Source organism: Streptomyces sp. CC228A, from assembly GCF_021390935.1.
Classification (GTDB): domain Bacteria; phylum Actinomycetota; class Actinomycetes; order Streptomycetales; family Streptomycetaceae; genus Streptomyces.
In genome coordinates this window covers 175242-201455 of sequence record NZ_JAJPUI010000001.1, presented here as the reverse complement: position 1 = coordinate 201455, position 26214 = coordinate 175242, and the positions used below count along the sequence as shown (strand labels likewise).

Sequence of the window (26214 nt, the reverse complement as noted above, 5' to 3'; positions counted from 1 at the left end):
CCGACTGTACCAACGGCGGTGCAACGGCCCCTGGCCCCGGCCACTGGTCCGTTGGCCGCGTCCCGGCAGGGGCCGACGGCGTACGGCTGGGCCAATGGTCCAGTGAATCGGAGTCGACTTGAGCCATCGCGTCACTCGATGGTCTTATGGAGGGGTCGATGGCGCTGCGGATCCCGCGGCGCCTTTTTCATGCCACGTCTCCCACGGCCCGTGCCGCGGCGCGCGACCGCGCCCGGACGGCGCCGGGGGGACTCATGCGAAGGGGCGGTAGTAGGTGCTCAAGAGGGTGTTCGCGGCTCCCGACCCGGGCCGGCTGCGGCTGCGTGCCGCGACCCGGGCGGTCCTCGGCATCGGACTCGCGGTGGCCCTGTGCGGACTGGCCGGGCACTCGCTCGTCGCGGCGGTCACCGGCGGCCTCGCCGCGCTGCTCGCGCTCTTCACCGTGACCGACCCGACCGTGCGCGGCCAGGCCGTCACCACCGCCCTGCTGCCGGCCGCCGGCCTGCCGGTCCTGGCGCTCGCCGCCGTGCTGCACGACCACCCGGCAGCCCGCGACGCGGCCTTCCTCGCCGTCGCCGGCGCCGGCGTCTACGCCCGCCGCTGGGGGCCGCGCGGGCACGCCCTCGGCGTCTTCGCGTTCATGTCGTACTTCGTGACGCAGTTCCTCGGCACCGTGCCCGCGCAGCTGCCGGAGCTGTACGCCGCCGTCCTGCTGTCGCTGGCCACCGCCGCGGCCGTACGGTTCGGCGCCTGGTGCTACGAGCGCCGCCTTCCGCCGCCGCCCACCGTCCCCGCCCCGGGCGACGGCACCGGCCTGCGCCGGGTCACCACGCGCCAGGCCGTCCAGGCCACGGCCGGCGCAGGCTTCGCCCTGCTCGTCGGCCAGATGCTGTCGGACGAGCGCTGGTACTGGGCGGTGGGCGCCACCTGGTGGATCTTCGTCAACACCACGTCCCGCGGTGAGACCCTGGTCCGCGGCTTCCGGCGCTTCCTCGGCACCCTCATCGGCATCGGCGCGGGCGCACTCGTCGCCGTCCCGCTGCACGGGGCGCCCGTGCCCAGCGCCGTCCTGATCGCGGCGTGCGTGTTCGGCATCTTCTACGCGGCGCCCGTCTCCTACACGTGGATGATGCTCGCGGTGACGGTGATGGCCAGCCTGCTCTACGGGCTGCTCGGGATGCTCGACGCGGGGCTGCTGGCGCTGCGGCTGCTGGAGACCGGCGTCGGCATGGCGGGAGCGGTGCTCGCGGTGCTGTTCGTGCTGCCGATCACCACCGACGCGACGACCAACGGCTGGATAGGACGCGCTCTGCACAGCGTGCACGCCTCCGCCGCCGCGGCGGCCGCACGCCTGGCGGGCGACGAGCAGGCCGACCCGACCCCGCACATCCGGGACCTGGAGGCACTGCTGGCCCGGGTGCGGCTCTCGCTTGCCCCGCTGGTCCACCCCCTGAACCCGCTGCGCGTACGCAAGCGGCGCGCCCTGCGGGTCATGGAGCTCCTCGACGCCTGCGCGGCCGAGGCGCGGGCCCTGGCGCTCGTCGCCGCGGACGCCGACGCCTCGCACGACGTGCGGCTCACCGTCGCCTGCTGGCGTGTGGAGGCCGCGGTGCGGGCCCTCACGCAGGCCGCTCCCACCGGAGGCGGGGCGCCCGGGGCGGCCGCCGCCGCGGACCCGGCCGCGGACCGACCGGAGCCCGCTGCCGCTCGGCCGGTGCCGCGGGAGGCCGACGCGGCGGCGGAGCAGGCGGCCGAGCACCCTGCGCTGCGCCACCTCAAGGCGCTGGAGCAGGCCCTCGTCGGACTGGAGGACCCCCTCCAGCGCCCGGTGCGCCTCCAGCCGCTGGCCCACCCCTGAGCCCCCGGCGGACGGCACGGCCGCCCGGGTTTCCGACACACCCCCAGCTGGTCTAGACCTGAGCTGCTAGCGTCTGCCCCGCGGCAGGGCGCAGGCAGCGCACACACGGCCGACGAGAGGGGCAGCGCGATGGCAACGCGTCACGAGGGACGTCAGGACGCGACCGGCGGGGACACCGCGGCGGCACCGCCCGCCACGCAGGCGCGGCCCGGCCCGGCCGGGCGCGGCGCTCCGGTGGGGCGCGCCTTCATCGGATCGTTCACCCACGCCGGGGGGCGCGGAGTCACGGCCGCCTCCGTCGACCCCGCCACCGGCGCCCTCGCGATCACCGGCACCACCGACGCGGTCGCCGATCCGTCGTTCCTCGCCCTGGCCCCGCAGGGCACGGTGCTGTATGCCGTGTCGGAGACGGAGGAGGGTGCGGTCGCCGCGTTCGACACCACCTCCGGGCCGGTACCCCGCCTGCTGTCCGCGCCCGTCCCCTCGGGCGGCTCCGGCCCCACCCACCTCGCCTGCGCCTCCGGCCACGTGGTGACCGCGCACTACGGCTCCGGCAGCGTCAGCGCCCTCTCCGTGCGGCCCGGCGGCTCCCTGCGCGGCGTGTCGGGACTGGTGCAGCACGAGGGCCGCGGCCCGGACCCGGAGCGCCAGGCGGGCCCCCACGCGCACCAGGTCGTGCCGGCGCCCGGAGGGCGCCTGCTGCTGGCGGTGGACCTCGGTACCGACTCCGTCCGCGTCCACGCCCTCGACCCCGCCACGGGCGCGCTGACACCGCGCGGCGGGACTCCGCTGCGGCCCGGCAGCGGCCCCCGCCACCTGGCCTTCCACCCGGCCGGGCGCCATGTGTACGTCCTCGCCGAGCTCACGCCGACACTCACCGTGTGCCGCTGGAACCCGCGCGGCGGCACCCTCGTCCCGGTGGGGGAGGTGCCGGTACGGCCCGGCGCCGGGGAGAGCGGCGCGGCCTACCCGTCCGGCGTGGCCGTCGCCCCCGACGGCAGGTTCGTCTGGGCGGCGGTGCGCGGCGACGACACCCTCGCGGTCCTCGCCGTGGACGGCGACGGCGAACGGCTCACCCCCGTGGCCCACGTGCCCTGCGGCGGCCGCTGGCCCCGGGACCTCACCGTCGACCCCGGGGGCCGTCGCCTGTACGTGGCCAACGAACGGTCCGGCGACGTCACCTGGTTCGACATCGACCCGGCCACGGGCGTCCCGTCCCCGGCCGGCTCCGTCTCCGTGCCGGCGGCGACCTGCGTGGTTCTCGGATAGCCCGCCGGGCGTACAGCCACGCACGCGGCCCGGCATGCGTGCGGCCCGCACGGAGAGGTTCCGTACGGGCCGCCGGGGGTCTTCGTGTGCTGTCAGCGGACGGGTGCGCCCGCCTGCTGCGGGGAGAGTCCCAGCAGAGTCATGTACTGCGACAGCACCAGCTTGCCGACCGCCGGGTACGCGCCGAGCGGCTCGGCCACCGGGCAGTCCGCGGCCTTCGCCGCGTCGTCCAGCAGCGCCGCGGGCGCCTCGGGGCCGACCAGGTACGGCGCCAGCGCGAGCTGGGCGGAGCCCGCGCCCCGCAGCTGCTCCGCGACCGCCGTCACCGAGCCGTCCTCGTCCAGCGCGGCGGCCATCACCGGCACCGCGAGCCGCGCGGCCAGCAGCATGCCGGTGATCCCGGCGGCCTGCACCGCCTCCTGACCGCCCACCGTGGCCAGGACGATGCCGTCGGCGGCCGTCGCCACCGTGAACAGCCGCGCCCGGTCGGCCCGGGCGAGACCCGCCTCGGAGAGCCGCACGTGCACGGCCTCGGCCAGCAGCGGGTGCGGCCCCAGCATGTCGGTCACTTCGGCCGGCACACCGCTGTCGGCGACCGCCTGCCGTATCCGGTCCATCACCGCGTGCTCGGGGCCCACCAGCAGCGGCACCACGACGGCGGCCGGCCCCTCGGGCGCGGCGACCTCCCGGCCGGCGGCCTGCGCGAGCTCGTACCGCTCGACCCGCAGTGCCTGCGCCTCCTGCAGCACGGCCGGCAGGGAGGCGTACTCCGCGTCGTGGCCGTCCAGGAACGCGACCGCGGCGTCCAGGCCGGGCAGCTCAGAGCGCGCGATGCTCACCAGCTCGTCCGCCAGGCCCCGCACGGCGGCGGAGGGCTCACCGGGGACGGCGAGAACGAGTGCGGGCGCGCCCTCGGGCGCCGCCAGGGGTTCGGGGCGACGGTGCCGCCCGGACTGGCGGGGTCGCGGCATTCGTACAGGCAGGCCGGAAGCGGGCCCAGTGGGGGAGCTCATGGCGCCGCATGCTACTGGTTCCGCCCACTCCGACGTTCGGTAGGGGGCGATCACGCGACCTATCACCCGGTTTGTCCGGGTACGTTTGTCCGAATCGCCGGTCAGTCTTCGTACGTGTCCAGCAACCCCTCCTCCCGCGGCAGCAGCAGCGCGCCCGCGGCCAGCGCCCCGGCCAGCAGCAGCGCCCCCGACAGCGGATCCCGCACACCCTCCACCACCGGCACCCCCGGCAGCCGCCCCGCCAACGCGGCGCGCACCGGCCCGAGCAGCGGCTCACCCACCCTGAACAGGCCCCCGTCAGGGCGACGCACCCGCCGCCCGGCGGATGCGCGGCCGAGGCCGACTCCGCGATGTGCCGGGCCGCTTCCGTCAGGACGCCCGCCGCCACCGGGTCGCCGTCCTCCGCGGCGCACCGCGCCACCTCCGGCGCGAACGACGCCAGCACCGCGGGCCGGTCCGGCCGCGGATACAGCGCCCCGGGCAGTCCGGCCGCCCGGCCGAACACCCCCTCGGCGCGCCGCAGCAGCGCTCCCGAACCGCCCCGCCGCCCGTCGTGGGCGCGCAGCGCCGCCTCCAGACCGGCGCGGCCGATCCAGGCCCCGCTGCCGCAGTCGCCCAGCAGATGCCCCCAGCCATCGACGCGCCGCCAGCGGGCCAGGTCCGTGCCCAGCGCCACCATGCCGGTGCCCGCGGCGACCACCGCGCCCGACCGCTGCCCGGCGGCGCCGGCGTACGCGGTGACGGCGTCCGACGCGAGCGCCAGCCGCCGCACGCCCAGCGCGGTACGCAACGCGCGCGGCAGCACGGCCCGCAGCCGACCGCCGAGCGACGCCATCCCGGCCGCCCCCACCGCCGCGGCCACCGGCAGGACGGTCGCCCCGCCCCCGGCCTCCGCCGACAGCTCCCGCACCGCCCGCACCACCCGCTCCAGCAGGCGGTCCGCGTCGATGCCTCCCGGCCCGGTCGGCACGGGCTCGCCGAACTCCCGCACCGCCACGGCCTCCACGTCCGCCCAGCCGAGCGCCAGGGCCCCCGGGGCGCGCCCCAAGGCGACCCGCAGCCCGGAGCCGCCCGAGTCGACACCCAGCAGCCACGGCCCCTCCGGATCCGCTCCTCCCACGTCCGTCCCCTCCTCGCGCTCCCCTGCGGCTTCCTGCTCCGGCACCGCGGCCGGGCGGCCGCTGACCGCCGCCCCGTGACCGGTTGGGAGTGATCCCCTTGCACCGGTAGAGTGACGCGCCGTGGCAGCACAACCCCTGGATCAACTGGTCGAGCCCGGCTGGGCGGAGGCGCTCCGCCCGGTGGCGGGACGCATCTCCGCCATGGGCGGCTTCCTGCGCGAGGAGATCGCGGCCGGCCGTACGTACCTGCCCGCCGGGGAGCACATCCTGCGCGCCTTCCAGCAGCCCTTCGACGAGGTGCGCGTCCTGATCGTGGGTCAGGACCCCTACCCGACCCCGGGCCATCCGATCGGCCTCAGCTTCGCCGTGGCGCCCGACGTGCAGCGCCTCCCCGGCAGCCTGCAGAACATCTTCCGCGAGCTGCACACCGACCTCGGGCTGCCCCGCCCCTCGAACGGCGACCTGACGCCCTGGACCCGGCAGGGCGTGCTGCTCCTCAACAGGGTCCTCACCACCGCTCCCGGCAAGCCGGGCGCACACCGCGGGAAGGGCTGGGAGGAGGTCACCGAACAGGCCATCAAGGCGCTCGCCGCGCGCGGCAAGCCGCTCGTCGCGGTCCTGTGGGGGCGGGACGCCCGCAACCTGCGCCCGTTCCTCGACGCCTACCCGGCGATCGAGTCGGCCCACCCCTCGCCGATGTCCGCCGACCGCGGCTTCTTCGGCTCCCGGCCGTTCAGCCGCACCAACGACCTCCTGATGCGCCAGGGAGCCGAGCCGGTCGACTGGCGCCTCCCCTGACGCGGCGGCAGCGGTCCCGGGGCTCACCCGACGACCGCGGCCCGCACGCACAGCACGTCCGGCAGGTGCTCCGCCAGCAGCTGCCAGGTGTCGCCGTCGTCCGCGCTCGCGTACACCTCCCCGTTCCGGTTCCCGAAGTAGATGCCCGCCGGATCGGCGCCGTCGGTGCACATCGCGTCCCGCAGCACCGTGCCGTAGTGATCGCCCTGCGGCAGCCCCGCCGTCAGCGCCTCCCAACTGCCGCCGGCGTCCCGCGTGCGGAACACCCGGCACCGCCGCTCCGCGGGCACCCGGTCGGAGTCGGCGCTGATCGGGAAGAGGTACGCCACACCCGAGTGGTGCGGGTGCGCGACCGCGGCGAACCCGAAGTCCGACGGCAGCCCGGACCCGATGTCCGTCCACCGCACGCCGTGGTCGTCGCTGCGGTACACCCCCCAGTGGTTCTGCAGGTACAGCCGGTCGGGGTCGCCGGCGTCCTGCGCGATCTTGTGCACGCACTGCCCGAACCGCGGGTGCCGGTCCGGCAGGAACACCGCGGACACGCCGTCGTTCGACGGCTCCCAGCTCGCGCCGCCGTCCACCGTGCGGAACACCCCCGCCGCCGACACCGCCACCGTCACCACGTCCGGGTCCCGGGGGTCGGTGACCACCGTGTGGAGCGCCTCACCGCCGCCGCCCGGGTGCCACTGCGACCGGGTGGGGTGCTCCCACAGCGGGCGGACCAGCGTGAACGTCTCCCCTTCGTCGTCCGAGCGGAACAGCGCCGCCGGCTCCGTCCCCGCGTACACCACCCCGGGCGCGGCGGGCCCCGCCGGGTGGAGCTGCCACACGCGCTCCAGTGAGGCGCCGGTGTCCTGCGGGAACCGGATGGCGGGCCTGGCGGGCTCGGTCCAGGTGGCGCCCAGGTCGTCGGAGTGGAACACCGACGGCCCCCAGTGCGCGCTGTCCCCGCCGACCAGGAGCCGCGGCCTGCTGCGCCGCAGGTCGATCCCGATGGCGTACACGGCCTGCGCCGTGAAGTGCGGTCCCTCGAACTCCCAGGCGCCACCGCGCCTCCGGCCGAGGAAGAGACCCTTGCGGGTGCCTACGGTCAGCAGTACGTCATCGGACATGGCCCGACCTCCAGGACGCCGTTGTCGCGGACAACCGCCAGTCTGCACCCACCCACTGACACCACCCCGGAACGCCGCTGCGCCCCAGGTCAGCAGCCATGCACCGGCGCGTCCCCCGCACCGGGCCCGGCCGGGCCCGCCCCTCACCGCGCCGTCAGGGCCGCGGCCCTGGACCACCCCGACACCCCGCGGTCAGGGCCCCGGCCCGGGGCGCCCGCAGCTCGCCCCCGGGTTCCGGTGCGCCTGTCCCGCCGTACGCCAGGGCCCCGGCCGGACCGGTCGCCGCCGCCCGGGCCGCGCGTGCCGCCGTCGTCCGTCGCCCCTGGCGGCCCCCGTCCTCCGTCACCCCGCCGCTCCCGGTGTCCGCTGTGTCCGGGCGAAGCGCCCGCTCCCGCGCCCGCACACCGTGTCAGGCGCGCGCTGCCGCCAGGAGGCCGGGCCAGTCGGGGATCTTCACCGGGCCGCGCCCCAGGGCGCGCCCCAGCTCCGCCTCGGCCTGCTCGATGGACCGCCACCCCTCCCACTCGACCGGGGCGAGGCCCCACGAGCGCAGGGCGGCGAGCGGGTCGCCGGCGACCGCGCGGCGCACCAGCAGGTGCGCGTCCGCCAGCACGGAACCGGCGGTCTCCTTGGCGCACGGCCGGTTCGTGCCGATCACCCCGGACGGCCCGCGCTTGATCCATCCCGCGACGTACTCCCCGGGCGACGGTGCCCCGTCCCGCGGCGTGCGGCACCGTGCCCCGCACCGGGTCGAACGGCAGCCCCTCCGGAGCCGCCCCGCGGTAGCCCACCGCGCGCAGCACGAGGTCGGCGGGGATGTCCTCGAACACCCCGGTGCCCCGCACCCCGCCGGACCCGTCCGGTACGGTCCGCTCGAACCGGACGCCCACCACCCGGCCGCCCCTGCCGAGGACCTCCACGGGGCGCAGGTGGAAGCGGAGGCGGATCGTGCGGCTCCGGTCGGCGGCCCCGGACGGCCCGGCTTCCGCCCAGGAGCGGATCACCTCCACGTTCCGCCGGTTCACCGCGGGCAGCCCCGAGGGGTCCGCGTACGCCGGGTCCGGCGCGAGGTCGGCCGGGTCCACCGCGACCCGGGCCCCCGGCAGCGTGCCGAGCTCCCGCAGCTCCTTGGTGGTGAAGCGGCCCTGCGACGGCCCCCGGCGGGCCACCATGTGCACCTCCCGCACCCGGCTCGCCGCGAACGCGGCCAGGACCTCCGCGGGCACGTCGGTGGGCCGCAGCTCCTCGGCGTCGCGCGCCAGGACGCGGGTCACGTCGACGGCGACGTTCCCCGCGCCGATCACCACGGCGGACCGCACCCCGTCCAGGCCGAAGGGGAGGGCCGGCGCGTCCGGGTGGGCGCTGTACCAGGAGACGAAGTCGGTCGCCGAACCGCTGCCCGCCAGGTCCTCGCCGGGGATGCCGAGCCTGCGGTCCCGGGCCGCGCCCACGCAGTACACCACCGCGTGGTACAGCTCCAGCAGCCGGTGCGGGGGCAGCGCCCCACCGCCCACCGGGACGTTGCCGACGAACGTCACCCGCTCGTGCTCCAGCACGGCCCGCAGGCTGCCCTGCAGCGTCTTGATCTTCTCGTGGTCCGGCGCCACCCCGTACCGCACCAGGCCGTACGGGCACGGCAGCCGGTCCAGGACGTGCACCCGGACGCCCGGCACGGCCGTCTGCTCTACCAGCGACTGGGCGGTGTAGACCCCGCTGGGGCCGGAACCGACCACGGCGACACGCAGCACGACGGAGCTCCTTCCACGGAGGGTTCCAGCATCGCACCGGGACCGGCACCGCGGGAGACCCGCCGATGCCGCCCGGTCACAACGCGCCCATCCGGTGGATCTCCGCGGTCTGCTGGGCGATCACGTCGCCGGCCATCTCCTGGACGGCGGTGTTGCGGCCGTCCCGCAGGACCTCCGACGCCATGACGACCGCGCCTTCGTGGTGAGTGATCAGCAACTGGAGGAACAGCCTGTCGAAGGCCTTGCCCCGCGCCCGTTCCAGCTCTTTGAGCTGCGCGTCCGTGGCCATTCCCGGCATGGATCCGTGGTCGTGCCCGGGCGCCTCGCCTCGGGGACTGCCGGAGGCCCGCCCGGGGCCGTGCCCGGGAGCGCCCCCGGATGCGGGCGCGGACGGGTGCGGCGGGTGTGACAGATGCTCGGGCCGGGCCGCCGGCGATGCGGGCGCCGGGTGCGATGGGTGGGCCGACCGTCCTTCGTGAGGCGGATGCGATGCGTGGGCCGACTGCGGTGCATCAGGCGCATGCGACGGGTGGGCCCCGTGAGGCGAACCCGACGGGTGCGCGGTGTGCGGCGGGTGGGGGGAGCGGGGACCCGCGGACGGGCCGCTCCCGTCGCCGGCCTCGTGCGCGCGGTGCGTTTCCAGCCATGCCTGCATCGCGGCGATCTCCGGCCCCTGCGCCGCCTCGATCCGCGCCGCCAGGTTCTTCACCTGCTGCGACGCGGCCCGGTCCGGGGCCAGCGCGGTCATGACGAGTGCCTGGCGGTGATGGACCACCATCATCCGCATGTACGAGAAATCCGCCGCGTTCGGCGTGTCCTCGGGCACCGCCGCGGCGGCTTCCTCGGGCGACAGCGTCCGGGCCGGCTCTCCGGGTCTGCCCGGTGCCAGCACACCCGTCCCGCCGGCCGCGGCCCTCGGTTCCCCGGCGCCGCGCGGGGAGTCCCCGTCGCAGGCGGCGAGGGCGAGGGCGCCCGTCAGGGCGAGGGCCGCGGCGGCGGCCACGGCGACCGGGGCGGAGGTGCGGCGGTGCGTCCTGCGGATCGACACGAAAGACCCCCATGTCGGTGGTGGTGAAGGGAACGGTCCTCGGCGTGCTTCCGTACGGCGGGCGCCGGCCGGCGCCCGGTGTCTCTGACGACCCCTGTTGAGATGTCCATGCTCAGGCTCATACTGCCCTGGTCGATGCGCCGTTCACCCCCTGGACGGCGAACGTCCGACAAGGGAGGTCGCACATGACCCTGTTGCGCACCACTCGGCAGCGGCGCAGACGCCCGCTCGTGGCCACCGCCGCCGCGGGCCTGATCGCCGCCCTCCTCGCCGCGGGCCCCGCCGCGGCGGTCCCCGACCCCGGAGACGGCCCGGCCGGCGGGCAGGAGGCATCACAGCGCCGGCAGGCGGACACGGAGGCCGCCATCGCGAGCGGCTCCGTCCCCGGCGTGGACGAGGTCGTCCACAGCGACAACATCCGCCATGTCGCCAACATCCCGCTCACCTCCGTCAAGGGCATCAACACCGACCTGGCCTTCCAGGGCAGGTACCTGTTCGCCGGCAACTACGACGGCTTCCAGATCTTCGACATCAGCGACCCCGCCCGCCCCGAGACCGTCACCCAGGTCCTGTGCCCGGGCGGCCAGAACGACATCTCGGTCTCCGGCGACCTGCTGTTCCTGTCCACCGACTCGTCCCGCAGCGACGACTCCTGCCAGAGCACCCCCCAGTCCGCGACGGAGAAGTCGTCCTGGGAGGGCATCAAGGTCTTCGACATCAGCGACATCCGCAACCCGCGGTACGTCGCCTCCGTCGAGACGGCCTGCGGCTCCCACACGCACACCCTCCTCCCGCAGCGCGCGAACGTCTACGTGTACGTCGCCTCGTACTCCCCGAACGCGGCCTTCCCCGACTGCCAACCGCCGCACGACGGCATCTCCGTCATCAAGGTGCCGCGCTCCGCCCCCGAACGCGCCGCGGTCGTCGGCTTCCCCGTGCTCTTCCCCGGCGACGGCCCCGACGGCGGCGGCAACCCCGGCGCGCCCGCGAACCCGGGCGTCTCGAAGACGACCGGCTGCCACGACATCACTGTCCTGCCGCACCGCGACCTGGCGGCCGGCGCCTGCATGGGCGACGGCATCCTCTTCTCCATCGAGGACCCCGAGCGCCCCAGGGTGATCGACCAGGTCCAGGACAACACCAACTTCGCCTTCTGGCACTCCGCCACCTTCAACCAGCGGGCGAACCGCGTCATGTTCACCGACGAGCTGGGCGGCGGCGTCGGCGCCACCTGCAACGAGAGCGTCGGCCCGCACCGCGGTGCCGACGGCTTCTACGACATCAGGGGCAAGGGCGATCGGCGCAAGCTGGTCTTCCGCGGCTACTACAAGATCGACCGCCACCAGGCCGACACCGAGAACTGCGTCGCGCACAACGGCTCGCTCATCCCGGTCAAGGGCCGGGACATCATGGTGCAGGCCTGGTACCAGGGCGGCGTCTCCGTGATCGACTTCACGAACCCCGCCCGCGCCAAGGAGATCGGCTACTTCGAGCGCGGCCCGCTCAGCACCGACACGCTCGGCCTCGGCGGGTCCTGGTCCGCCTACTACTACAACGGCCACATCTACTCCAACGACATCCGCAAGGGCCTCGACGTGCTCAAGATCGAGGACCGGCGCACGGATTCCGCGCAGCGCGTCCGCATGCACGAACTCAACGTCCAGACGCAGCCCGACTACTTCGACGACTTCGACCGCTGACGAGTGCCCCTGGCGCAGCGCCGTCCGCCCGCGGGGAGCAGTGCAGGCGCGGCGGGAGGCCGGGCCGTCGACGACGCGCCCCGCCCCTGCCGCCGCAGCCCCGCCCGCCCGGCACCGTCAGACGGGTGTCCCGCCGGGCGGCCGGCCCCCCGGCCCGCCGCCCGGCGGGAACCCCCGCTCCCACTCCAGCCCGTACCGCTGGAACAGCTCCGCCCGCAGCAGCGCGAACGGCATCGGCGCCCCCGGCAGCAGCACCGCGAACACCGCGCCCATCAGCAGGGCCCGCAGCAGCGGGTAGTCCGTGTCGACGTCGTGCGACCCGTACCGCTCCATGGTGTCGCGCAGCAGGGCCGCGAGCCGCTGCTGGTCCTCGCACTGCACGAAGCCCTCCGCCTGGAGGATCCCCGCCATGTGCGTCCGCATCAGCACGGGCTGCTCCACGGCGAGGCCGAGCACCGCGTCGATGGCCCTGGCCAGCCGCTCCCGGCCGTCCTCCGTGCGGGGTTCCCGCTCCAGCGCGGCCGCCAGCGTCCGGTGCATCAGCCGGTGCACCGCCGACTGGAGGAGCTGCCGCTTGCCGGGGAAGTAGTACGAGACCAGACCGCGGGCGGTGCCGGCGCGCTCCGCGATGTCGCCGAGTGTCGTGGCCTCGTACCCGCGCTCCGCCACCAGGTCCACCGTGGCCTGCAGAAGCCGCTCCCGGGACCGTCGGCGGAGCTCTTCATTGACCGATGCGCTCCGCGGGGACATGCTTAACTCCTGCGTTGACTGGCTCCCAGCCAATATACTCAGTGCGTCCGCACCGACGCGCACGGCATGTCGGTGCGGCCGGTGTCATCCGACCGGGCGACGCGGGGGATCGTCCGGTCGGATGGCGTCCGCATGCCCGCGGGCCGCCACGCCGCGAGGTCGGGCACCGGCGCACCCCGTCCGGCCGCCGCCCACCGGCAGGCGGCCCGCGCAGCGCACCGCGCACGCCACGGCGGCGGCCCCGCCGTCCGCCCGCCGGTCGCGGCCCCCTCACCGGCACACGGGGCTCCCGGCCGAGCCCCGCGCACGCCTCCCGGAACAGCCGCTGCCGGCCTCTGCACGCCGTGCCCGGACGGCGGCGCGTACGGGTCCGCGAAGCGGTCGCATTCCCCGTGCCGCGCACCCGGGGCGCAGGCCCCCGCCGGCACCGCTGACGGCACCGGCCGCCGCCCGCAGCCCCTACGCACCTCTTCGGCGTCCGGTGGGGATGTCGTGCCTCCGGCGCTGCGTACCAGGCGGGGCGGGCCGGTTCGTGCCCCGGCAGCGCCGGTTCGCGCCGGGGGCGGACGGTGCCCGGTGCCGCCGCGGGGCCCGCGGGCTCAGAGCCGCCGGGCCGCCCGCCTGGCCGGCGCCGATGCGAGGCGCACCGGTACGGCGGCGGCCGCCGCCGCCAGGCAGGCGCCCATCAGCCAGCCGCCCACCACGTCCGTCGGCCAGTGCACGCCCAGGTACACCCGTGTCAGCCCCACGCCGAGCGCCGACACCGCACCCGCGACCGCGACCGTCCGCGCCGACACCCGGCCCGCGGCCCGCCGCAGGGACGACGCCGCGGCAGCCGCGGCCCGCCGCACCGGAGCCGCTCCCGCCACCGCGGCCCTCCGTGCCGGTGCCGCGCCGCGGGCCGCCGCCTGCCGCACCCGGGCGGCGCCCGCCGCGGCCCCGGGCGCCCGCCGCCCACCACCGCGGCCGCCCACCACAGCAGCCCGCACGTGACCGCGGCCGTCATCGCGTGACCCGAGGGGAACGCCGCGAAGTGGGCGCTGTCCACCGGATCCGGCCACCGCGGCCGGTCCCGCCCCACCACCGCCTTCAGCACCTGCTGCGCCACCGCGGCCACCGCCGCCACCGCGGCCAGGCGGCCCGCCACCCACCGCTCCCCGCGCCGCCACAGGACCACGACCGCGACCGCGACGAGGGCGCGCATCGTCCACGGGTCCCACACCCAGTCCGTCAGCACGCGGCTGATCCGCACCAGCGCCGGGCTGTCCACCGCCGAGGAGTGCGTGGCGCCCGCCACGGCCCGGTCCGCCGCCGTCAGCGGCTCCCATCCGGCCGCGACCAGCGCGAGGAGCACCACGGCGCCGGCACCGCTCCACCAGGCGACGACGCGCGGTCTGCGCGACGGGACGTACGTGACGGAGGTGACCGCTGCTTCCCTGGTGGACGTCGCCATGGAACGCATCTTCCACCGTCCCGCCCGGCCCACACACACCACCGGACGCGGGGGAGCCGTCAGCGCAGCGCGCTGAGCCCCGGCGCCAGCGCCACGAGCAGCGGCATCGCCGGCACCAGCGCGGCAGCGGCGGTCAACCGCAGCCGCCGCCCGGGCGTGAGCCGCGGACCGCCCGACAGCAGCCGGCGGACCCGCCGCGGCACCTCGGCGTCCGGCACCGGGCAGGGACCGAAGACCCCGCGGTCCTCGTTCAGTCCCACCAGCGCCAGTGCGGTGGTCAGCCGCCCGAACCGCTTGGACGCCGAGTCGTCCGCCGCGAGCTCCACCAGCCGGTGCATCTCGTCCCGGAACGCGGCGAACACCGGCACCCGGGGGAAGCCGGACGCCAGCGCCGAGGCGCAGTGCAGCAGCCAGTCGTGGCGGGCGCGGGCATGGCCCTCCTCGTGCGCCAGCACCGCGTCGAGCTGACGACCCTTCAGGCGGCGCAGCGCCGCCGTGGTGATGACCAGCCGGGGCGTCGGACCGGGCATCCACCAGGCGCCCGCCCGGTCGCCCTCCAGCAGCACCAGCGGGCCCGCGCCCGGCTCCTCGCCCGGCAGCAGCGGGGCCCGTACGAGCAGTTCGGCCCGCCGCCGGCGGCGCCGCGCCCGCGTCCGGCGCACCTCACGGGTCAGCATCGCCCCGGTCCACAGCCCCCCGCACCCGAGCAGCACTGCGAGCACCCCCGACCACGGGGCGTGGTCCGCGAGCGCGTACGCCTCCACGACCGCGGCGGGCGCCGGGGCGAAGACGTGGCCCCGCACCACCTGCCAGGCGGCGGCCGCGCTGAACGTCATCGACAGCGCGAAGCTCAGCAGCACCGCCGCCACGACGCACTGCCACACCCACAACGCCACGATGGGTTCCCGCTCCGGCCAGTCGGCCCGTGCCAGCAGGCGCGGAGCCGCCACAGCGGCCACGACGCCGAACGTGAGCAGCGCGAGGGGAAGCAGCATGGCGCCAGCCTAAGAGGGGACCCCCGCGGGCCGGACCAGGTCGGCGCGGGAAGTGACGCACGCCACGGTTTGCCGCCCTGCCGGGACACCCCGTCTCCATGTCGCCGCGCCGCCCGCCGGGGCCCGGGCGGCGCGGTCACATCGTCCCCAGCATGGCCAGCATGGCCACCGCCATCACCATCCGGCACCCGGCCGCCAGTTCCGGTCCGTCCAGCACCGCCCCGCCCGACGGGCCGTCCACCGCCGCGCCCCAGGGGGCGGCCTCCGCGCTCCGGGGAGCGGCGTCGGCGGCAGGTGCCGCGACCGGGCCCGCAGGTCCTGCCGCCGGGGCGCCCGCCGAGCCCCCGGCAGCGAGGCCCGCGGGCCCCCGGCCGTGGCGCCGGCGACCGGAACGGCCGCCGCGGCCGGAGCGAGCCGCACGCCCGTGCGCAGCACCCACACCGCGTAGTACGCCAGCAGGGCGCCCGTCACCAGGGGCAGCCCGCCCCCGCGTGCCCGGCGTGCCCCGCGTGGCCCGCCGCCCCCGCGCCCGGCAGCGGCACCGCCATGTACACCATCGCCAGCGACCCCACCAGATGGTGCAGATGGCCCCGGCCTTGGCGCGCGGCCCAGGCCGCCCGCACCGACGCGGCGCCGAACACCGCCGCGTATACCACCCACATCCACGCCGGAGGCGGCAGCACCGCCGCGGGCACCCCCATCGCCGCCATCCCGAAGGCCATCACCGCCTCGCCACCCGCCTCCCGTCCCTCGCGCAGTGCGCCGCCGCGCCGCATCCGCACCCTCCGGACCAGGCAGTACGCCCCGGTCGCCGCGCACAGCACCACCAGCAGCCAGTCCGACACCGCAGCATCCCTCCCCGTAGCGCCCCACGAGGGGATGCCCCCACGGCCCGGGGCGCACGCGAGCGCAGGGGCGTACGGGGGGAGCGCGTTAGGCTCGGCGCCGGGACAGCACAGCCGAGGGGAGACCGCACACGATGGACACCGCACTGCAGGGCACCGGTGAGCCGACCTACCGCGACGCCGTCGAGGCCGACGTGCCCGCCCTGGTCGCCCTGATCGAGTCGGCGTACCGCGGCGACGCCAGCCGGGCAGGCTGGACCACGGAGGCCGACATCCTGGACGGCCGCCGCACCGACGCCGAGGGGGTGCGCGCCGTCATCAGCGCCCCGGGCTCCCGGCTGCTCACCGTGGAGCGCGACGGCGGCATCGTCGCCTGCTGCCAGCTCGAACACCGCGGTGACGCCACCTACTTCGGCATGTTCGCGGTGCGGCCCGGACTCCAGGGCGGCGGCCTCGGGCGGCGCGTCCTCGCGGAGGCCGAGCGGCGGGCCCGCGCCGAGTGGGGCGTGCGGGAGATGCACATGACGGTGATCTCGGTGCGCGAGGAGCTCATCGCCTGGTACGAGCGCCGCGGCTACCGCCGTACGGGACGGATGACCCCGTTCCCGTACGGCGACGAGCGCTTCGGCCTGCCGCGCCGCGACGACCTGCGGTTCGAGCTCCTCGTGAAGGACCTCGGCGACCTGGGCTGACGCCGGCGGATCACTCCGTACGGAAGTCCAGGCGGCCGCCGGCCACCCCGACGCTCACCCGGCCGCCGTCCCGCAGCCGGCCGTCCAGCAGCAGCCGGGACAGCTCGTTGTCCACTTCCCGCTGGATGGTCCGGCGCAGCGGCCGCGCGCCGTACTCCGGCTGGTAGCCCCGCTGCGCCAGCCAGTCGACGGCGTCCGGCGAGAACTCGACCGCCACGTGCTGGGCGCGCATCCGGCGCCGCGTCTCGTCCAGCAGCAGGTCGGTGATCTGCCGCAGCTGCCGGCCCTCCAGCCGGTGGAAGAGCACGATCTCGTCGATGCGGTTGAGGAACTCGGGGCGGAAGTGCTCGCGCAGCGGTCGCAGCGCGCGGTCCCGCGCGGCCTGTTCGTCCCCGTCCGCCTCCGCGGATCCGAAGCCGAGCACGCCCCGGCCGGACCCGATGACGTCGGCGCCCAGGTTGCTCGTCATCACGATGACCGTGTTCTTGAAGTCGACGGTCCGCCCCTGCGAGTCGGTGAGCCGGCCGTCGTCGAGCACCTGCAGCAGCACGTTGAAGACGTCCGGGTGGGCCTTCTCCACCTCGTCGAGCAGCAGCAGCGAGTACGGGTGGCGGCGCACCGCCTCCGTGAGCTGCCCGGCCTCCTCGTGACCCACGTACCCGGGGGGTGCGCCGACCAGCCGGCTCACGGTGTGCCGCTCCTGGAACTCGCTCATGTCGAGCCGCACCATCCGCTCGTCGCTGCCGAACAACGCGTCCGCGAGGGCCCGCGCCAGCTCCGTCTTGCCGACACCGGTGGGTCCGAGGAAGAGGAAGCTGCCGATGGGCCGCCGCGGGTCCGCGAGGCCGGCGCGGGACCGCAGCACCGCCTCGGACACGGCCGCCACCGCCTCGTCCTGCCCGATGACGCGTTCCTTCAGGTGCTGCTCCAGGCCGAGCAGCCGGTCCTTCTCCTCCTGCGTGAGGCGGCTGACGGGAATGCCGGTCTGACGGCTGACGACCTGGGCGATGTCCTCGGACGTGACCTCCAGGACGCGGTCGCGGGCGTCCCCGTCCGACGGCTCGCCGCGGCTGTCCCGGATCCGGGTCTGCACCTCCTGGATGCGGTCGCGCAGCTCGGTGGCCCGTTCGTACTGCTCGGCCGCCACCGCCTGGTCCTTGTCGCGGGTGAGCTGCTCCACCTGCCGCTCCAGGGCCCGCACGTCGGTCGGCTGGGCGTGGGCGCGCAGCCGCACCCGGGCCCCGGCCTGGTCGACGAGGTCGATCGCCTTGTCGGGCAGGAACCGCTCCGTGAGGTACCGGTCGGAGAGCTCCACGGCCGCCAGCAGGGCCTCCTCCGTGTACCGCACCTGGTGGTGGGCCTCGTACCGGTCGCGCAGCCCGCGCAGGATCTCCAGGGCGTCCTCGGTGCTGGGTTCGGGCACCAGGATCGGCTGGAAGCGGCGGGCGAGCGCCGCGTCCTTCTCGACGTAGCGGCGGTACTCCTCCATGGTGGTCGCCCCGATGACGTGGAGCTCGCCGCGGGCCAGGGCGGGCTTCAGGATGTTGCCCGCGTCCATGGAGCCGCCCTCGCCGCCGCCTCCGCCGCCGCCCGCGCCGACGACCGTGTGGAGTTCGTCGATGAACACCACGAGCTCGTCGGAGTGTGCCCGCACCTCGTCGATGATCCCGGTCATGCGCTCCTCGAAGTCGCCGCGGTAGCGGGTCCCGGCGACGACGCCGGTCATGTCCAGGGCGACCACCCTGCGGCCGAGGAGGGAGTCGGGCACGTCGCCGTCGGCGATGCGCTGGGCGAGGCCCTCGACGACGGCGGTCTTGCCGACGCCCGCGTCCCCGATCAGGACGGGGTTGTTCTTGCCGCGCCGGGACAGCACCTCGACTGTCTGCTCGATCTCCTCCTCCCGGCCGATGACCGGGTCGATGCGCCCGGAGCGGGCCATGTCGGTGAGGTCCCGCCCGAACTTGTCCAGGGTCGGTGTGCCGTGCTGCGGCGCCGGGCGCTGGTCGGCCGCGGTGTTCTCCCACCCGCCGGACCCGCCGCTCTTCCCGCGCTGCGGCGCCGACCCGGAGGAGGGCACCGATCCGGGGTCGAACTTGGCGGCCCGCAGGATGCGGCCCGCGGCGGAGTCCGGGTTCGCGGCCAGCGCGGCGAGCACGTGCTCGGGCCCGATGTAGGAGGCGCCGATGTGCCGGGCCAGGTCGTGCGCGTCCAGCAGCGCCCGCTTGACGGCGGGGGTGACGGCGATGCGGGACTGCGGTGGCCCCTCGCCGGCGGTGCGGTCGATCTCCGCGGCCAGGGCGTCCGGATCGGCGCCGGCCCGGACGACCAGGTCGCGGATCGGCTCCGTCTCCAGCGCGGCCCGCAGCAGGTGCTCCGTCTCCAGGTCGGGGCTGCCGTGCTCGGCCGCGTACGAGGCCGCCTCGTCCACCATGCGCCGCGTCGGCTCGCTCATCATGCGGGCGATGTCGATGTACCGGGGGCCGCGGCGGGCCGCGGAGGGGGCCTGCGTACCTCCGAAGAGGCGGGCCAGGAATTCGCTGAACGGGTCCGGGCCGAAGCCCTCCGGTCCGAGGAAACCACTGCTCATATGTCCGTACCGTCCGTCCCAGTTAGGCCGATCCGTCCCTGTCCGTCCAGGATTCATGCCGCTTACGGCAAAATCCAGCGCGCGAGTTCCCTGGCGGCCCCGGCTTACACACGCCAGACCATCCCGCCGGGGGCGTCTCGGCCGGTCGCCGCCGGGTGCCCGAGGCGGGCCCGGCGCCCGTACGGAGGGTGTACGGCCGTACGGGCACCGGCTTCGCCGGGTCCGGGGGTGCCGGGCGCCGCGCGGTCGCGCCTCGGGCGCGGGTGCGGCGCGCCGCCTTGCTCCCCTCAGGTGACACGCGGACCGGGAGGCGATCCGGCGGGGAGGCGATCGGCGGGGAGGCGATGTCGCGGGGAGGCGATGCGGCGGGGAGGCCCTGCCGTCCGCTCCGGGCAGCGGTCCGCGCCGGGGCACCCGGGCCGGAGGGTCCGCGGCGCGGGCCTCGACCGGTGCATCCGCCGGAGGGGCGGCGCCGGTGCCGGTGCCCCGGGCCGCGGTGCCGCGCCGACCCGCCGGTCGCCGGTCCGGCGGGCAGCCGCGGTCGCCCCCGGTGGGCTCCGCCGGGCCTCCGGCCCTGTCGCGATGCGGCGGGGCGCGGGCCCCGGACAGGCTGCGGCCGGGCTGCCCCGGTGGGCCATGGCCGGCCGTGGGCGCCCGTAGTCCCGCGGTGGCCGATGCCGGCGGGTCCCACGGTTCCGTGGCGTGGCCGAGCGGATGCGCTCTGTTGTGCCGGGGTCGAACTACCGCACATGAGGCGGCCTAAGTGCGCGGTTCGGGGGTACTGCACAGGAAAATCGGCGGTGACCAAGGGGTGGCGCAGGATAATTTTCGCCATACCCCCTTGTGGTGGAAACGCGCACATGGATACGGTGCCTTAACGCGAGGTTCTCCCGTGGAGGAAGTGAAATGACGGAAATTCTTGTGCAGGACGTTGCCGGTGGTGCCGTGGCCACCGGGACCCGGGTGATCGACCACCCGGCCTGGACGGAGCTCAAGAATGCCGTGGAGGAGATCCGCGTCTGGCAGTCCGCCGACGGCTCCGTCGACTTCGGCGCCGAGGGCGCCCCGGCCCGCGCGGACGCCGACGCCGCGCTCGCCCGGGTCGTCGCCGCCGTGGAGGCGCTCTCCCCGCTGCTGCCGCACGGCGCCGCGTACCACCGCGCCCTGGTCGCCGACCTGCGCAAGTGGGCCGACAGCGGCTACGCCGTGCCGGACTTCCTCGACTCCCTGATGGAGTTCCACCCCGCCGCCGAGCGGGTCGACGGCCGCCAGCACCTGGTGGTCTTCCCGATGTACACGCAGAACGGCAACCCGGACCGGAACCTGGAAGCCGTCGTGCTGCGCATGGTGTGGCCGGAGTGGCTCTCGGAGCTGGAGGCCACCCGCTACGACAACCCGCTGTTCTGCGGCATCACCTTCGAGGACTTCACCTCCGGGTACGACACCAACTCGGCCGTGCTCTTCCCCGAGACGGTCGCGGTCCGCGAGGTCCCCGAGCGCTTCACCTGGGGCGGCATCTTCTGCGACCGCGAGGCGGCGCGTTTCCGCCGCGTCACCGAGGCGGCCGTCGACGTGCTCGGCGTCGACCTGCCCCAGGACATCCGGGAGATGCTCGGCGACCAGCAGCGCTGCCAGCAGGCGTTCGTGCTGTGGGACATGATCCACGACCGCACCCACAGCCACGGCGACCTGCCGTTCGACCCCTTTATGATCAAGCAGCGCCAGCCGTTCTGGATGTACGGCCTGGAGGAGCTGCGCTGCGACCTCACCGCGTTCAAGGAGGCCGTCCGGCTGGAGGCCGAGGGCAACCCGCACGGCCGGGACGTCCAGTACGCGGTGCTGTTCGACCGCATGTTCCGCTTCCCGCTCACCGGCGACCGCGTGCGCAACTACGACGGCCTCGGCGGCCAGCTGCTCTTCGCGTACCTCCACAAGCACGACGTGGTGCGCTGGACCGACAACACCCTGCACATCGACTGGGACCGCGCCCCCCAGGTCACCAACCAGCTCTGCGGCGAGATCGAGCAGCTGTACCGCGACGGCATCGACCGCCCGAAGCTGGTGCACTGGTTCGCCGCGTACGACCTGGTCTCCGCCTACCTCGCCCCGCACCCCGGCTCCCGCTGGGCCAAGGGCCCGGACGCCCTCGACGTGTCGCAGCCGCCGCGCAAGCTCGTGGACGACGTGCTTCCGGACGAGTTCCCGCTCAGCATGTTCTTCGAGGCGCTCGCGAAGAAGCTGAAGTCCGTGATCGCCTCCACCAAGGGGATCACCGCCGCCGACGTCGAGAAGGCGGCCGCGTGAGCCCCGATCCGTCGGGGAAGGCAGGCAGGGCAGAGGCGACCGACACGGCACCCGCGACGGGTGCGGAGGAGACGAGCAGCATGACCGAGAACGTCAACGGGAACGGCGGCCCCCTGGAAGGCGCCGTCATCGCGGTCGCCGGAGCGGCGGGCCCCGCCGGGCGCGCCGTCCTGCTCCGGCTCGCGGAGGCCGGTGCGACCGTGGTCGGCGCCGACGCCGACGCCGAGCGCCTGGCCGAGGCGGTCGACGCCGCCCGCTACGCCCACGGCGGCGCCACCGTGACCGGCGACACGGTCGACCTCCTCGACCCGGCCGCCACCCGCGAGTGGGCCGACAAGACCGAGCAGGAGTTCGGCCGCGTCGACGGGGTCGTCCACCTCGTCGGCGGCTGGCGCGGCAGCTCCGACTTCGCCTCGACCGACCTGGCCGACTGGGCGCTGCTGGAGAAGCTGCTGATCCGCACCGTCCAGCACACCTCGCTCGCCTTCCACGAGGCCCTCAAGCGCAGCGACCGCGGCCGGTATGTGCTGGTCAGCCAGTCGGGTGCGGCCAAGCCCACCGAGGGCAACGCCGCCTACGCCGCGTCCAAGGCCGCCGCCGAGGCCTGGACCCTCGCCCTCGCCGACTCCTTCCGCAAGGCGGGGGGCGACGAGGGCCCGAAGGCCGCGGCTGCCATCCTGGTGATCAAGGCACTGGTGCACGACGCCATGCGCGCCGAGCGCCCGAATGCGAAGTTCGCGGGCTTCACCGACGTCAAGGACCTGGCCGACGCCATCGCCGGCGTCTGGCAGCAGCCCGCCCAGGAAGTGAATGGACAGCGTCTGTGGCTGACCCCCAAGCCGTGACCCCGGTCGGCATGATCCCGTCCGCACCGGCCCGTACCGACGCCCGTCGCCACCACGACCCGTCGGTGCGGGGCTTCGCCAGCGACAACTACGCCGGAGCCCACCCCGAGGTGCTCGCGGCCCTCGCCCTGGCCAACGGAGGTCACCAGATCTCCTACGGCGAGGACGAGTACACCGAGCACCTCCAGCGGGTGATGCACAGCCACTTCGGCCCCACCGCCGAGGCGTTCCCGGTGTTCAACGGCACCGGTGCCAACGTCACGGCGCTCCAGGCGCTCGCCGACCGCTGGGGAGCGGTCGTCTGCGCCGAGTCCGCGCACATCAACGTGGACGAGGGCGGCGCTCCGGAGCGCATGGCGGGCCTCAAGCTGCTCACCGTTCCCACACCCGACGGCAAGCTCACTCCCGAGCTGATCGACCGGCAGGCGTTCGGCTGGGACGACGAGCACCGGGCCATGCCGCAGGTCGTCTCCATAGCCCAGAACACCGAGCTCGGCACCGTCTACACGCCGGACGAGATCCGGGCCATCGTGGAGCACGCCCACGGGCTCGGCATGAAGGTCCACGTCGACGGCGCGCGGCTGGCCAACGCGGCCGCGTCGCTGAACGTCCCGATGCGGGCGTTCACGAACGCGGTCGGCGTGGACGTCGTGACGCTCGGCGGCACGAAGAACGGACTGCTCTTCGGTGAGGCGGTCGTCGTCCTCAACCCCGAGGCCGGCCGCCACATGAAGCACCTCCGCAAGATGTCCATGCAGCTCGCCTCGAAGATGCGGTTCGTGTCCGTGCAGTTCGAGGCGCTGCTCGCGAAGGACCTGTGGCTGCGCAGCGCCCGGCACGCCAACGCGATGGCGCAGCGCCTGGCCGACGGCGTGCGGTCCGTGGACGGGGTGGAGATCCTCTACCCGGTCCAGGCCAACGCGGTCTTCGCGCGGCTGCCCCGCGAGGTGAGCCTGCGGCTCCAGAAGCGGTTCCGCTTCTACTTCTGGAACGAGGCGGCCGGCGACGTGCGCTGGATGTGCTCCTTCGACACGACCGAGGAGGACGTCGACGCCTTCGTCCAGGCGCTGAAGGAGGAGATGGCCCGGTAGCCCGCAGAGGCAACCCGGCCCTCCCGTAAGGCTGCATAAGTATGCGGCTGACCGAATGTCCATTGACGATCGGTCAGTCGCCTACCTATGCTCGGCAAGCATGCAGCTGATCCAGCAGAACCCCGACCTGTCCGCGTACCTCGCGGCGGACGACGTGATCGACCACCATCATCCCGTGGTGCGCGAAACGGCCGCCCGGCTGGTGGGCCCCGCCGCGGACTCGTATGACTATGCGCGACTGGCATACGAGTACGTCCGTGACGCCGTCCCCCACTCCGCGGACAGCGGCGACCCGCGCGTCACCTGGCGCGCCTCCGACGTGCTGGAGTCGGGGACCGGGGTCTGCTACGCCAAGTCCCACGCCCTGGCCGCGCTGCTGCGGGCCGAGGACATCCCCACCGCCCTGTGCTACCAGCGGCTCGCGACCGGCGACGGCGGCCACGCCCTGCACGGCCTCGTCGCCGTCCGGCTCAAGGGCGCCTGGCACCGGCAGGACTGCCGAGGCAACAAGCCCGGCGTCACGGCGCGCTTCTCCCTGGACGGGGAGTGCCTGGCCTTCCCCGTACGCCCGGAGCTCGGCGAGACCGACTACCCGGAGCTCCACGCCGTGCCCCACCCGCGCGTCCTCACGGCCCTGCGGACCGCGGCCGACCGGCACCACCTGTGGCGCATCCTCCCCGAGGGCCTCTCGGACGGTGAGGAGGGCGCGGACGCCTGACCGCCCGGCCGCAGACGGGGGCGGCCGGGCGCTGCCGAAGCGTTACTGCGCCTCGCGCAGCTCCGCCGGGGACGGAGCCGTGCCGCCCAGATGGGCCGGGATCCACCAGGAGTCCGCCGCGTCCTTGGTGCGCACCGGGTACGCCCGCTGCGCCGTCTCCAGCAGCTCCTGGACGCGCTCGCGCAGCCGCCGGGTGATGGCGCCCGCGTACTGGTCGGCCGGGGCCTCCACCGGCTCGCCCACGCGGATCGTCACCGGGATGTGGCTGCGCTTCAGGTTGCGGGGGCGGCCCTTCGTCCACAGCCGCTGCGTGCCCCACAGGGCCACGGGCACCAGCGGGACGCCCGCTTCCTGGGCGAGGCGGGCCGCACCGGACTTGAAGCCCTTCAGGGTGAACGACTGCGAGATGGTCGCCTCGGGGAAGACCCCGATGATCTCGCCGGACCGCAGGGCGTCCAGCGCGTGCCGGTAGGCCGCCTCGCCCTGCGCCCGGTCGACCGGGATGTGCTTCATGGCGCGCATCAGCGGGCCGGACACCTTGTTGCGGAAGACGGACTCCTTCGCCATGAAGCGCACCAGGCGCTTCTGGGGCCGGGCGGCGAGGCCCGCGAAGATGAAGTCGAGGTAGCCGATGTGGTTGCTCACCAGCACGGCCCCGCCCTTGCGCGGGATGTTCTCCGATCCCTGCACGTCGATCTTGAGGTCCAGCGCCTTGAACATGGTCAGCGCGGCGCCGATGACCGGCCGATAGACGAGTTCTGCCATCGAGGAGAAGACCCTTCTTCCACAGCCCGGGGAGCTCCCGGCTAGGTTACGCCGCCGTAGGTAACGGCATGGGCCGATCGTGCCCCATGCGGCCGGGGGCAGGCCAGCCCGCGCGGCCTGGGAAGATGGCAAACGCAGCGAGATGCTCGTCACGTTCCCCCCGATCACGGGCGCATGCTGGGTCTTCCCGGCATCCCGGACGGACGGCGCCCCACCCGCGGCGGTCGCCGCGCCGGCACGCAGGCCAGGCGCGACGAGTGACGAGTGCCGGACGCGCCCACGGGCCGGGGGATGGCGGGCCGGGGTGGCGGGTCGGGGCAAGGCGGAACGGCAGGAGGTAAACGACGGTGGCCACGGACGCACGGGACGACGGCGGCGGCCCGCAGGAGGGCACGGCCGTGCTGGACGCGCGCGACCTCGGCGCGCCGCTCGGCGGGCGGGCCACGCTCGTCCAGTTCTCCACCGCCTTCTGCCAGCCGTGCCGCGCCACCCGCCGCACCCTCGCGGAGGTCGCCGCGATGGTCGACGGCGTCGCGCACGTCGAGATCGACGCGGAACGGCACCTCGCGCTCGTCCGCGCCCTCGGCATCACCCGTACGCCGACCGTGCTCGTCCTCGACGCCGCCGGGCGCGTCGTGCGCCGTGCGGCCGGCCGGCCGCGCCGGGTCGACGTGATCGCCGCCCTCGGCCATGTCCTGTGACCTGCGGCGCGACCGGCCGTGACACTCGTCGCATTGCGCCCTGCGGCCTTGACGCCGTCGGCCGCCGCTCGCCAGGCTGGCGGCCGTGCCGTACGAACTCCTTCTCTTCGGGCGCGTCCACGTCGACCTCGCCCGCAGCGCGAGCGCGCTCTGTCCGGGTGTCTGAGCAGCCACGGACCCCGCACACGCGCCACCGCGCCTCGCACCGGCAGAAGGACAACTCCATGACGGTCACCCCCGCGCTCGACACGGAGCCCGCCCCCGCGGCCGCCGGCCCCGAGCTGCTGCGCTCCGCCTTCCGGCGGCACGCCGCCGGTGTCGCCGTGATCACCGCCCCCGGCCGTCCCGGGCACGGCGGCCGACCCGCCGGATTCACCGCCACCTCCCTGACCTCCGTGTCCGCCGAGCCGCCGCTCGTCTCCTTCGGCATCGGTACGGCGTCGTCGTGCTGGCCCGCCGTGTCCGCGGCCGAGTACGTCGGCGTGCACATACTCGGCGAGCACCAGCGGGAGCTGGCCGCGACCTTCGCCCGCAGCGGCGCCGACAGGTTCGCCGCCCCGACCCGCTGGCACCCGGGCCCCGAGGGCGTGCCGATCGTGGAGGGCGCGCTGGCCTGGCTGGTGTGCCGGGTGGTCGGGCGCGTGCCCGCGGGGGACCACCGGCTGGTCGTCGCCGAGGTCGTCGCGGGCGACCCCGGCGCCGGCGGGGGCCGCCCCCTGCTCTACCACCACGGGCGTTTCAACGCCCTGCGCGACTGAGAGATCCTGGTTACTCAGCGTTGCGAAGGTCACAGTTCAAAGC

22 protein-coding genes and 2 pseudogenes are annotated in these 26214 nt (G+C 75.3%); 12 read left to right on the top strand and 12 right to left on the bottom strand.

Features of this window, described 5'->3' with window-relative positions; genetic code table 11:
* Positions 1-274 precede the first annotated feature (274 nt).
* Positions 275-1858, top strand: coding sequence for an FUSC family protein (locus L6E17_RS00895; protein WP_236238879.1), 1584 nt, complete (start codon positions 275-277; stop codon positions 1856-1858).
* A 129-nt stretch (positions 1859-1987) separates the two neighbouring features.
* Positions 1988-3127, top strand: coding sequence for a lactonase family protein (locus tag L6E17_RS00890; protein ID WP_236238878.1), 1140 nt, complete (start codon positions 1988-1990; stop codon positions 3125-3127).
* Positions 3128-3219: 92 nt separating this feature from the next.
* Here L6E17_RS00890 and L6E17_RS00885 read toward each other — a convergent pair whose 3' ends face one another.
* Together L6E17_RS00885 and L6E17_RS00880 are read right to left on the bottom strand one after the other, a co-directional pair.
* The gene (locus L6E17_RS00885) at positions 3220-4140 is read right to left on the bottom strand and encodes a sirohydrochlorin chelatase (protein WP_236238877.1); all 921 of its coding nucleotides are present in this window, start codon (positions 4138-4140) and stop codon (positions 3220-3222) included.
* Between the two features lie 101 nt (positions 4141-4241).
* A pseudogene (locus tag L6E17_RS00880) lies at positions 4242-5260 on the bottom strand (N-acetylglucosamine kinase).
* 121 nt (positions 5261-5381) lie between these two features.
* Here L6E17_RS00880 and L6E17_RS00875 point away from each other — a divergent pair.
* Complete coding sequence (locus L6E17_RS00875; protein ID WP_236238876.1) at positions 5382-6059, top strand: uracil-DNA glycosylase; 678 nt, start codon at positions 5382-5384, stop codon at positions 6057-6059.
* Between the two features lie 23 nt (positions 6060-6082).
* On the opposite strand, the gene L6E17_RS00870 is transcribed toward L6E17_RS00875, so the two are convergent.
* From L6E17_RS00870 to L6E17_RS00860, 3 genes and pseudogenes are all read right to left on the bottom strand, one after another.
* Positions 6083-7171, bottom strand: a complete 1089-nt coding sequence (locus L6E17_RS00870; RefSeq protein WP_236238875.1) for a sialidase family protein — start codon at positions 7169-7171, stop codon at positions 6083-6085.
* 409 nt (positions 7172-7580) lie between these two features.
* Positions 7581-8919 (bottom strand): annotated as a pseudogene (locus L6E17_RS00865) (FAD-dependent oxidoreductase).
* Between the two features lie 76 nt (positions 8920-8995).
* Complete coding sequence (locus L6E17_RS00860; protein ID WP_236239589.1) at positions 8996-9667, bottom strand: DUF305 domain-containing protein; 672 nt, start codon at positions 9665-9667, stop codon at positions 8996-8998.
* 485 nt (positions 9668-10152) lie between these two features.
* Between L6E17_RS00860 and L6E17_RS00855 the strand changes: the two genes are divergently transcribed.
* Positions 10153-11667 (top strand): LVIVD repeat-containing protein, encoded by a 1515-nt coding sequence (locus L6E17_RS00855; RefSeq protein WP_236238874.1) that lies wholly within the window; start codon positions 10153-10155, stop codon positions 11665-11667.
* Positions 11668-11784: 117 nt separating this feature from the next.
* On the opposite strand, the gene L6E17_RS00850 is transcribed toward L6E17_RS00855, so the two are convergent.
* From L6E17_RS00850 to L6E17_RS00830, 5 genes are all read right to left on the bottom strand, one after another.
* A complete protein-coding gene (locus tag L6E17_RS00850; RefSeq protein WP_236238873.1) occupies positions 11785-12417 on the bottom strand; it encodes a TetR/AcrR family transcriptional regulator in 633 nt (210 codons plus the stop codon).
* A gap of 599 nt (positions 12418-13016) precedes the next feature.
* Positions 13017-13181: a phosphatase PAP2 family protein gene (locus L6E17_RS31310; RefSeq protein WP_374108971.1), complete on the bottom strand. Its 165-nt coding sequence runs from the start codon at positions 13179-13181 to the stop codon at positions 13017-13019.
* The gene (locus L6E17_RS00840) at positions 13157-13870 is read right to left on the bottom strand and encodes a phosphatase PAP2 family protein (protein ID WP_236238872.1); all 714 of its coding nucleotides are present in this window, start codon (positions 13868-13870) and stop codon (positions 13157-13159) included. Before L6E17_RS00840 ends, L6E17_RS31310 begins: the two co-directional genes overlap by 25 nt.
* 59 nt (positions 13871-13929) lie before the next feature.
* Positions 13930-14865, bottom strand: a complete 936-nt coding sequence (locus L6E17_RS00835; protein ID WP_236238871.1) for a M56 family metallopeptidase — start codon at positions 14863-14865, stop codon at positions 13930-13932.
* Between the two features lie 467 nt (positions 14866-15332).
* A complete protein-coding gene (locus L6E17_RS00830) occupies positions 15333-15710 on the bottom strand; it encodes a DUF5134 domain-containing protein (protein ID WP_374108970.1) in 378 nt (125 codons plus the stop codon).
* A 134-nt stretch (positions 15711-15844) separates the two neighbouring features.
* Between L6E17_RS00830 and L6E17_RS00825 the strand changes: the two genes are divergently transcribed.
* Positions 15845-16402, top strand: coding sequence for a GNAT family N-acetyltransferase (locus tag L6E17_RS00825; RefSeq protein ID WP_236238870.1), 558 nt, complete (start codon positions 15845-15847; stop codon positions 16400-16402).
* A gap of 10 nt (positions 16403-16412) precedes the next feature.
* Here the strand turns inward: L6E17_RS00825 and L6E17_RS00820 are convergent, their stop codons facing one another.
* Positions 16413-18989, bottom strand: a complete 2577-nt coding sequence (locus tag L6E17_RS00820; protein ID WP_236238869.1) for an ATP-dependent Clp protease ATP-binding subunit — start codon at positions 18987-18989, stop codon at positions 16413-16415.
* A 906-nt stretch (positions 18990-19895) separates the two neighbouring features.
* On the opposite strand from L6E17_RS00820, the gene L6E17_RS00815 reads away from it, so the two are divergent.
* The 4 genes from L6E17_RS00815 (at position 19896) to L6E17_RS00800 (ending at position 23947) form a co-directional block, all read left to right on the top strand.
* On the top strand, positions 19896-21293 hold the full coding sequence (locus L6E17_RS00815) for a DUF6421 family protein (RefSeq protein ID WP_236238868.1): 1398 nt from the start codon (positions 19896-19898) through the stop codon (positions 21291-21293).
* An 80-nt stretch (positions 21294-21373) separates the two neighbouring features.
* Positions 21374-22138 (top strand): SDR family NAD(P)-dependent oxidoreductase, encoded by a 765-nt coding sequence (locus L6E17_RS00810; RefSeq protein ID WP_236238867.1) that lies wholly within the window; start codon positions 21374-21376, stop codon positions 22136-22138.
* Between the two features lie 11 nt (positions 22139-22149).
* Positions 22150-23229, top strand: a complete 1080-nt coding sequence (locus L6E17_RS00805; protein ID WP_236239588.1) for a low specificity L-threonine aldolase — start codon at positions 22150-22152, stop codon at positions 23227-23229.
* Between the two features lie 100 nt (positions 23230-23329).
* Positions 23330-23947: a transglutaminase family protein gene (locus L6E17_RS00800; RefSeq protein ID WP_236238866.1), complete on the top strand. Its 618-nt coding sequence runs from the start codon at positions 23330-23332 to the stop codon at positions 23945-23947.
* Positions 23948-23989: 42 nt separating this feature from the next.
* On the opposite strand, the gene L6E17_RS00795 is transcribed toward L6E17_RS00800, so the two are convergent.
* Entirely contained in the window at positions 23990-24712 is a 723-nt protein-coding gene (locus tag L6E17_RS00795) for a 1-acyl-sn-glycerol-3-phosphate acyltransferase (protein ID WP_236238865.1), read from the bottom strand.
* Positions 24713-25059: 347 nt separating this feature from the next.
* Here L6E17_RS00795 and L6E17_RS00790 point away from each other — a divergent pair, with 347 nt between their 5' ends.
* The 3 genes from L6E17_RS00790 to L6E17_RS00785 all read left to right on the top strand — a co-directional run bounded on the left by L6E17_RS00790 (position 25060) and on the right by L6E17_RS00785 (position 26171).
* Complete coding sequence (locus L6E17_RS00790; RefSeq protein ID WP_374108969.1) at positions 25060-25413, top strand: TlpA family protein disulfide reductase; 354 nt, start codon at positions 25060-25062, stop codon at positions 25411-25413.
* Positions 25414-25498: 85 nt separating this feature from the next.
* Positions 25499-25579, top strand: coding sequence for a putative leader peptide (locus tag L6E17_RS31305; RefSeq protein ID WP_374108992.1), 81 nt, complete (start codon positions 25499-25501; stop codon positions 25577-25579).
* A gap of 58 nt (positions 25580-25637) precedes the next feature.
* Positions 25638-26171: a flavin reductase family protein gene (locus tag L6E17_RS00785; protein WP_236238864.1), complete on the top strand. Its 534-nt coding sequence runs from the start codon at positions 25638-25640 to the stop codon at positions 26169-26171.
* Positions 26172-26214: the final 43 nt, after the last annotated feature.

Coding starts and splice junctions, on each gene's coding strand:
- L6E17_RS00890 (WP_236238878.1), top strand. CDS start 1,988: ATGGCAACGCGTCACGAGGGACGTCAGGACGCGACCGGCGGGGACACC.
- L6E17_RS00885 (WP_236238877.1), bottom strand. CDS start 4,140: ATGAGCTCCCCCACTGGGCCCGCTTCCGGCCTGCCTGTACGAATGCCG.
- L6E17_RS00870 (WP_236238875.1), bottom strand. CDS start 7,171: ATGTCCGATGACGTACTGCTGACCGTAGGCACCCGCAAGGGTCTCTTC.
- L6E17_RS00860 (WP_236239589.1), bottom strand. CDS start 9,667: ATGACCGCGCTGGCCCCGGACCGGGCCGCGTCGCAGCAGGTGAAGAAC.
- L6E17_RS00855 (WP_236238874.1), top strand. CDS start 10,153: ATGACCCTGTTGCGCACCACTCGGCAGCGGCGCAGACGCCCGCTCGTG.
- L6E17_RS00850 (WP_236238873.1), bottom strand. CDS start 12,417: ATGTCCCCGCGGAGCGCATCGGTCAATGAAGAGCTCCGCCGACGGTCC.
- L6E17_RS00840 (WP_236238872.1), bottom strand. CDS start 13,870: ATGGCGACGTCCACCAGGGAAGCAGCGGTCACCTCCGTCACGTACGTC.
- L6E17_RS00835 (WP_236238871.1), bottom strand. CDS start 14,865: ATGCTGCTTCCCCTCGCGCTGCTCACGTTCGGCGTCGTGGCCGCTGTG.
- L6E17_RS00825 (WP_236238870.1), top strand. CDS start 15,845: ATGGACACCGCACTGCAGGGCACCGGTGAGCCGACCTACCGCGACGCC.
- L6E17_RS00820 (WP_236238869.1), bottom strand. CDS start 18,989: ATGAGCAGTGGTTTCCTCGGACCGGAGGGCTTCGGCCCGGACCCGTTC.
- L6E17_RS00815 (WP_236238868.1), top strand. CDS start 19,896: ATGACGGAAATTCTTGTGCAGGACGTTGCCGGTGGTGCCGTGGCCACC.
- L6E17_RS00810 (WP_236238867.1), top strand. CDS start 21,374: ATGACCGAGAACGTCAACGGGAACGGCGGCCCCCTGGAAGGCGCCGTC.
- L6E17_RS00805 (WP_236239588.1), top strand. CDS start 22,150: ATGATCCCGTCCGCACCGGCCCGTACCGACGCCCGTCGCCACCACGAC.
- L6E17_RS00800 (WP_236238866.1), top strand. CDS start 23,330: ATGCAGCTGATCCAGCAGAACCCCGACCTGTCCGCGTACCTCGCGGCG.
- L6E17_RS00795 (WP_236238865.1), bottom strand. CDS start 24,712: ATGGCAGAACTCGTCTATCGGCCGGTCATCGGCGCCGCGCTGACCATG.
- L6E17_RS00785 (WP_236238864.1), top strand. CDS start 25,638: ATGACGGTCACCCCCGCGCTCGACACGGAGCCCGCCCCCGCGGCCGCC.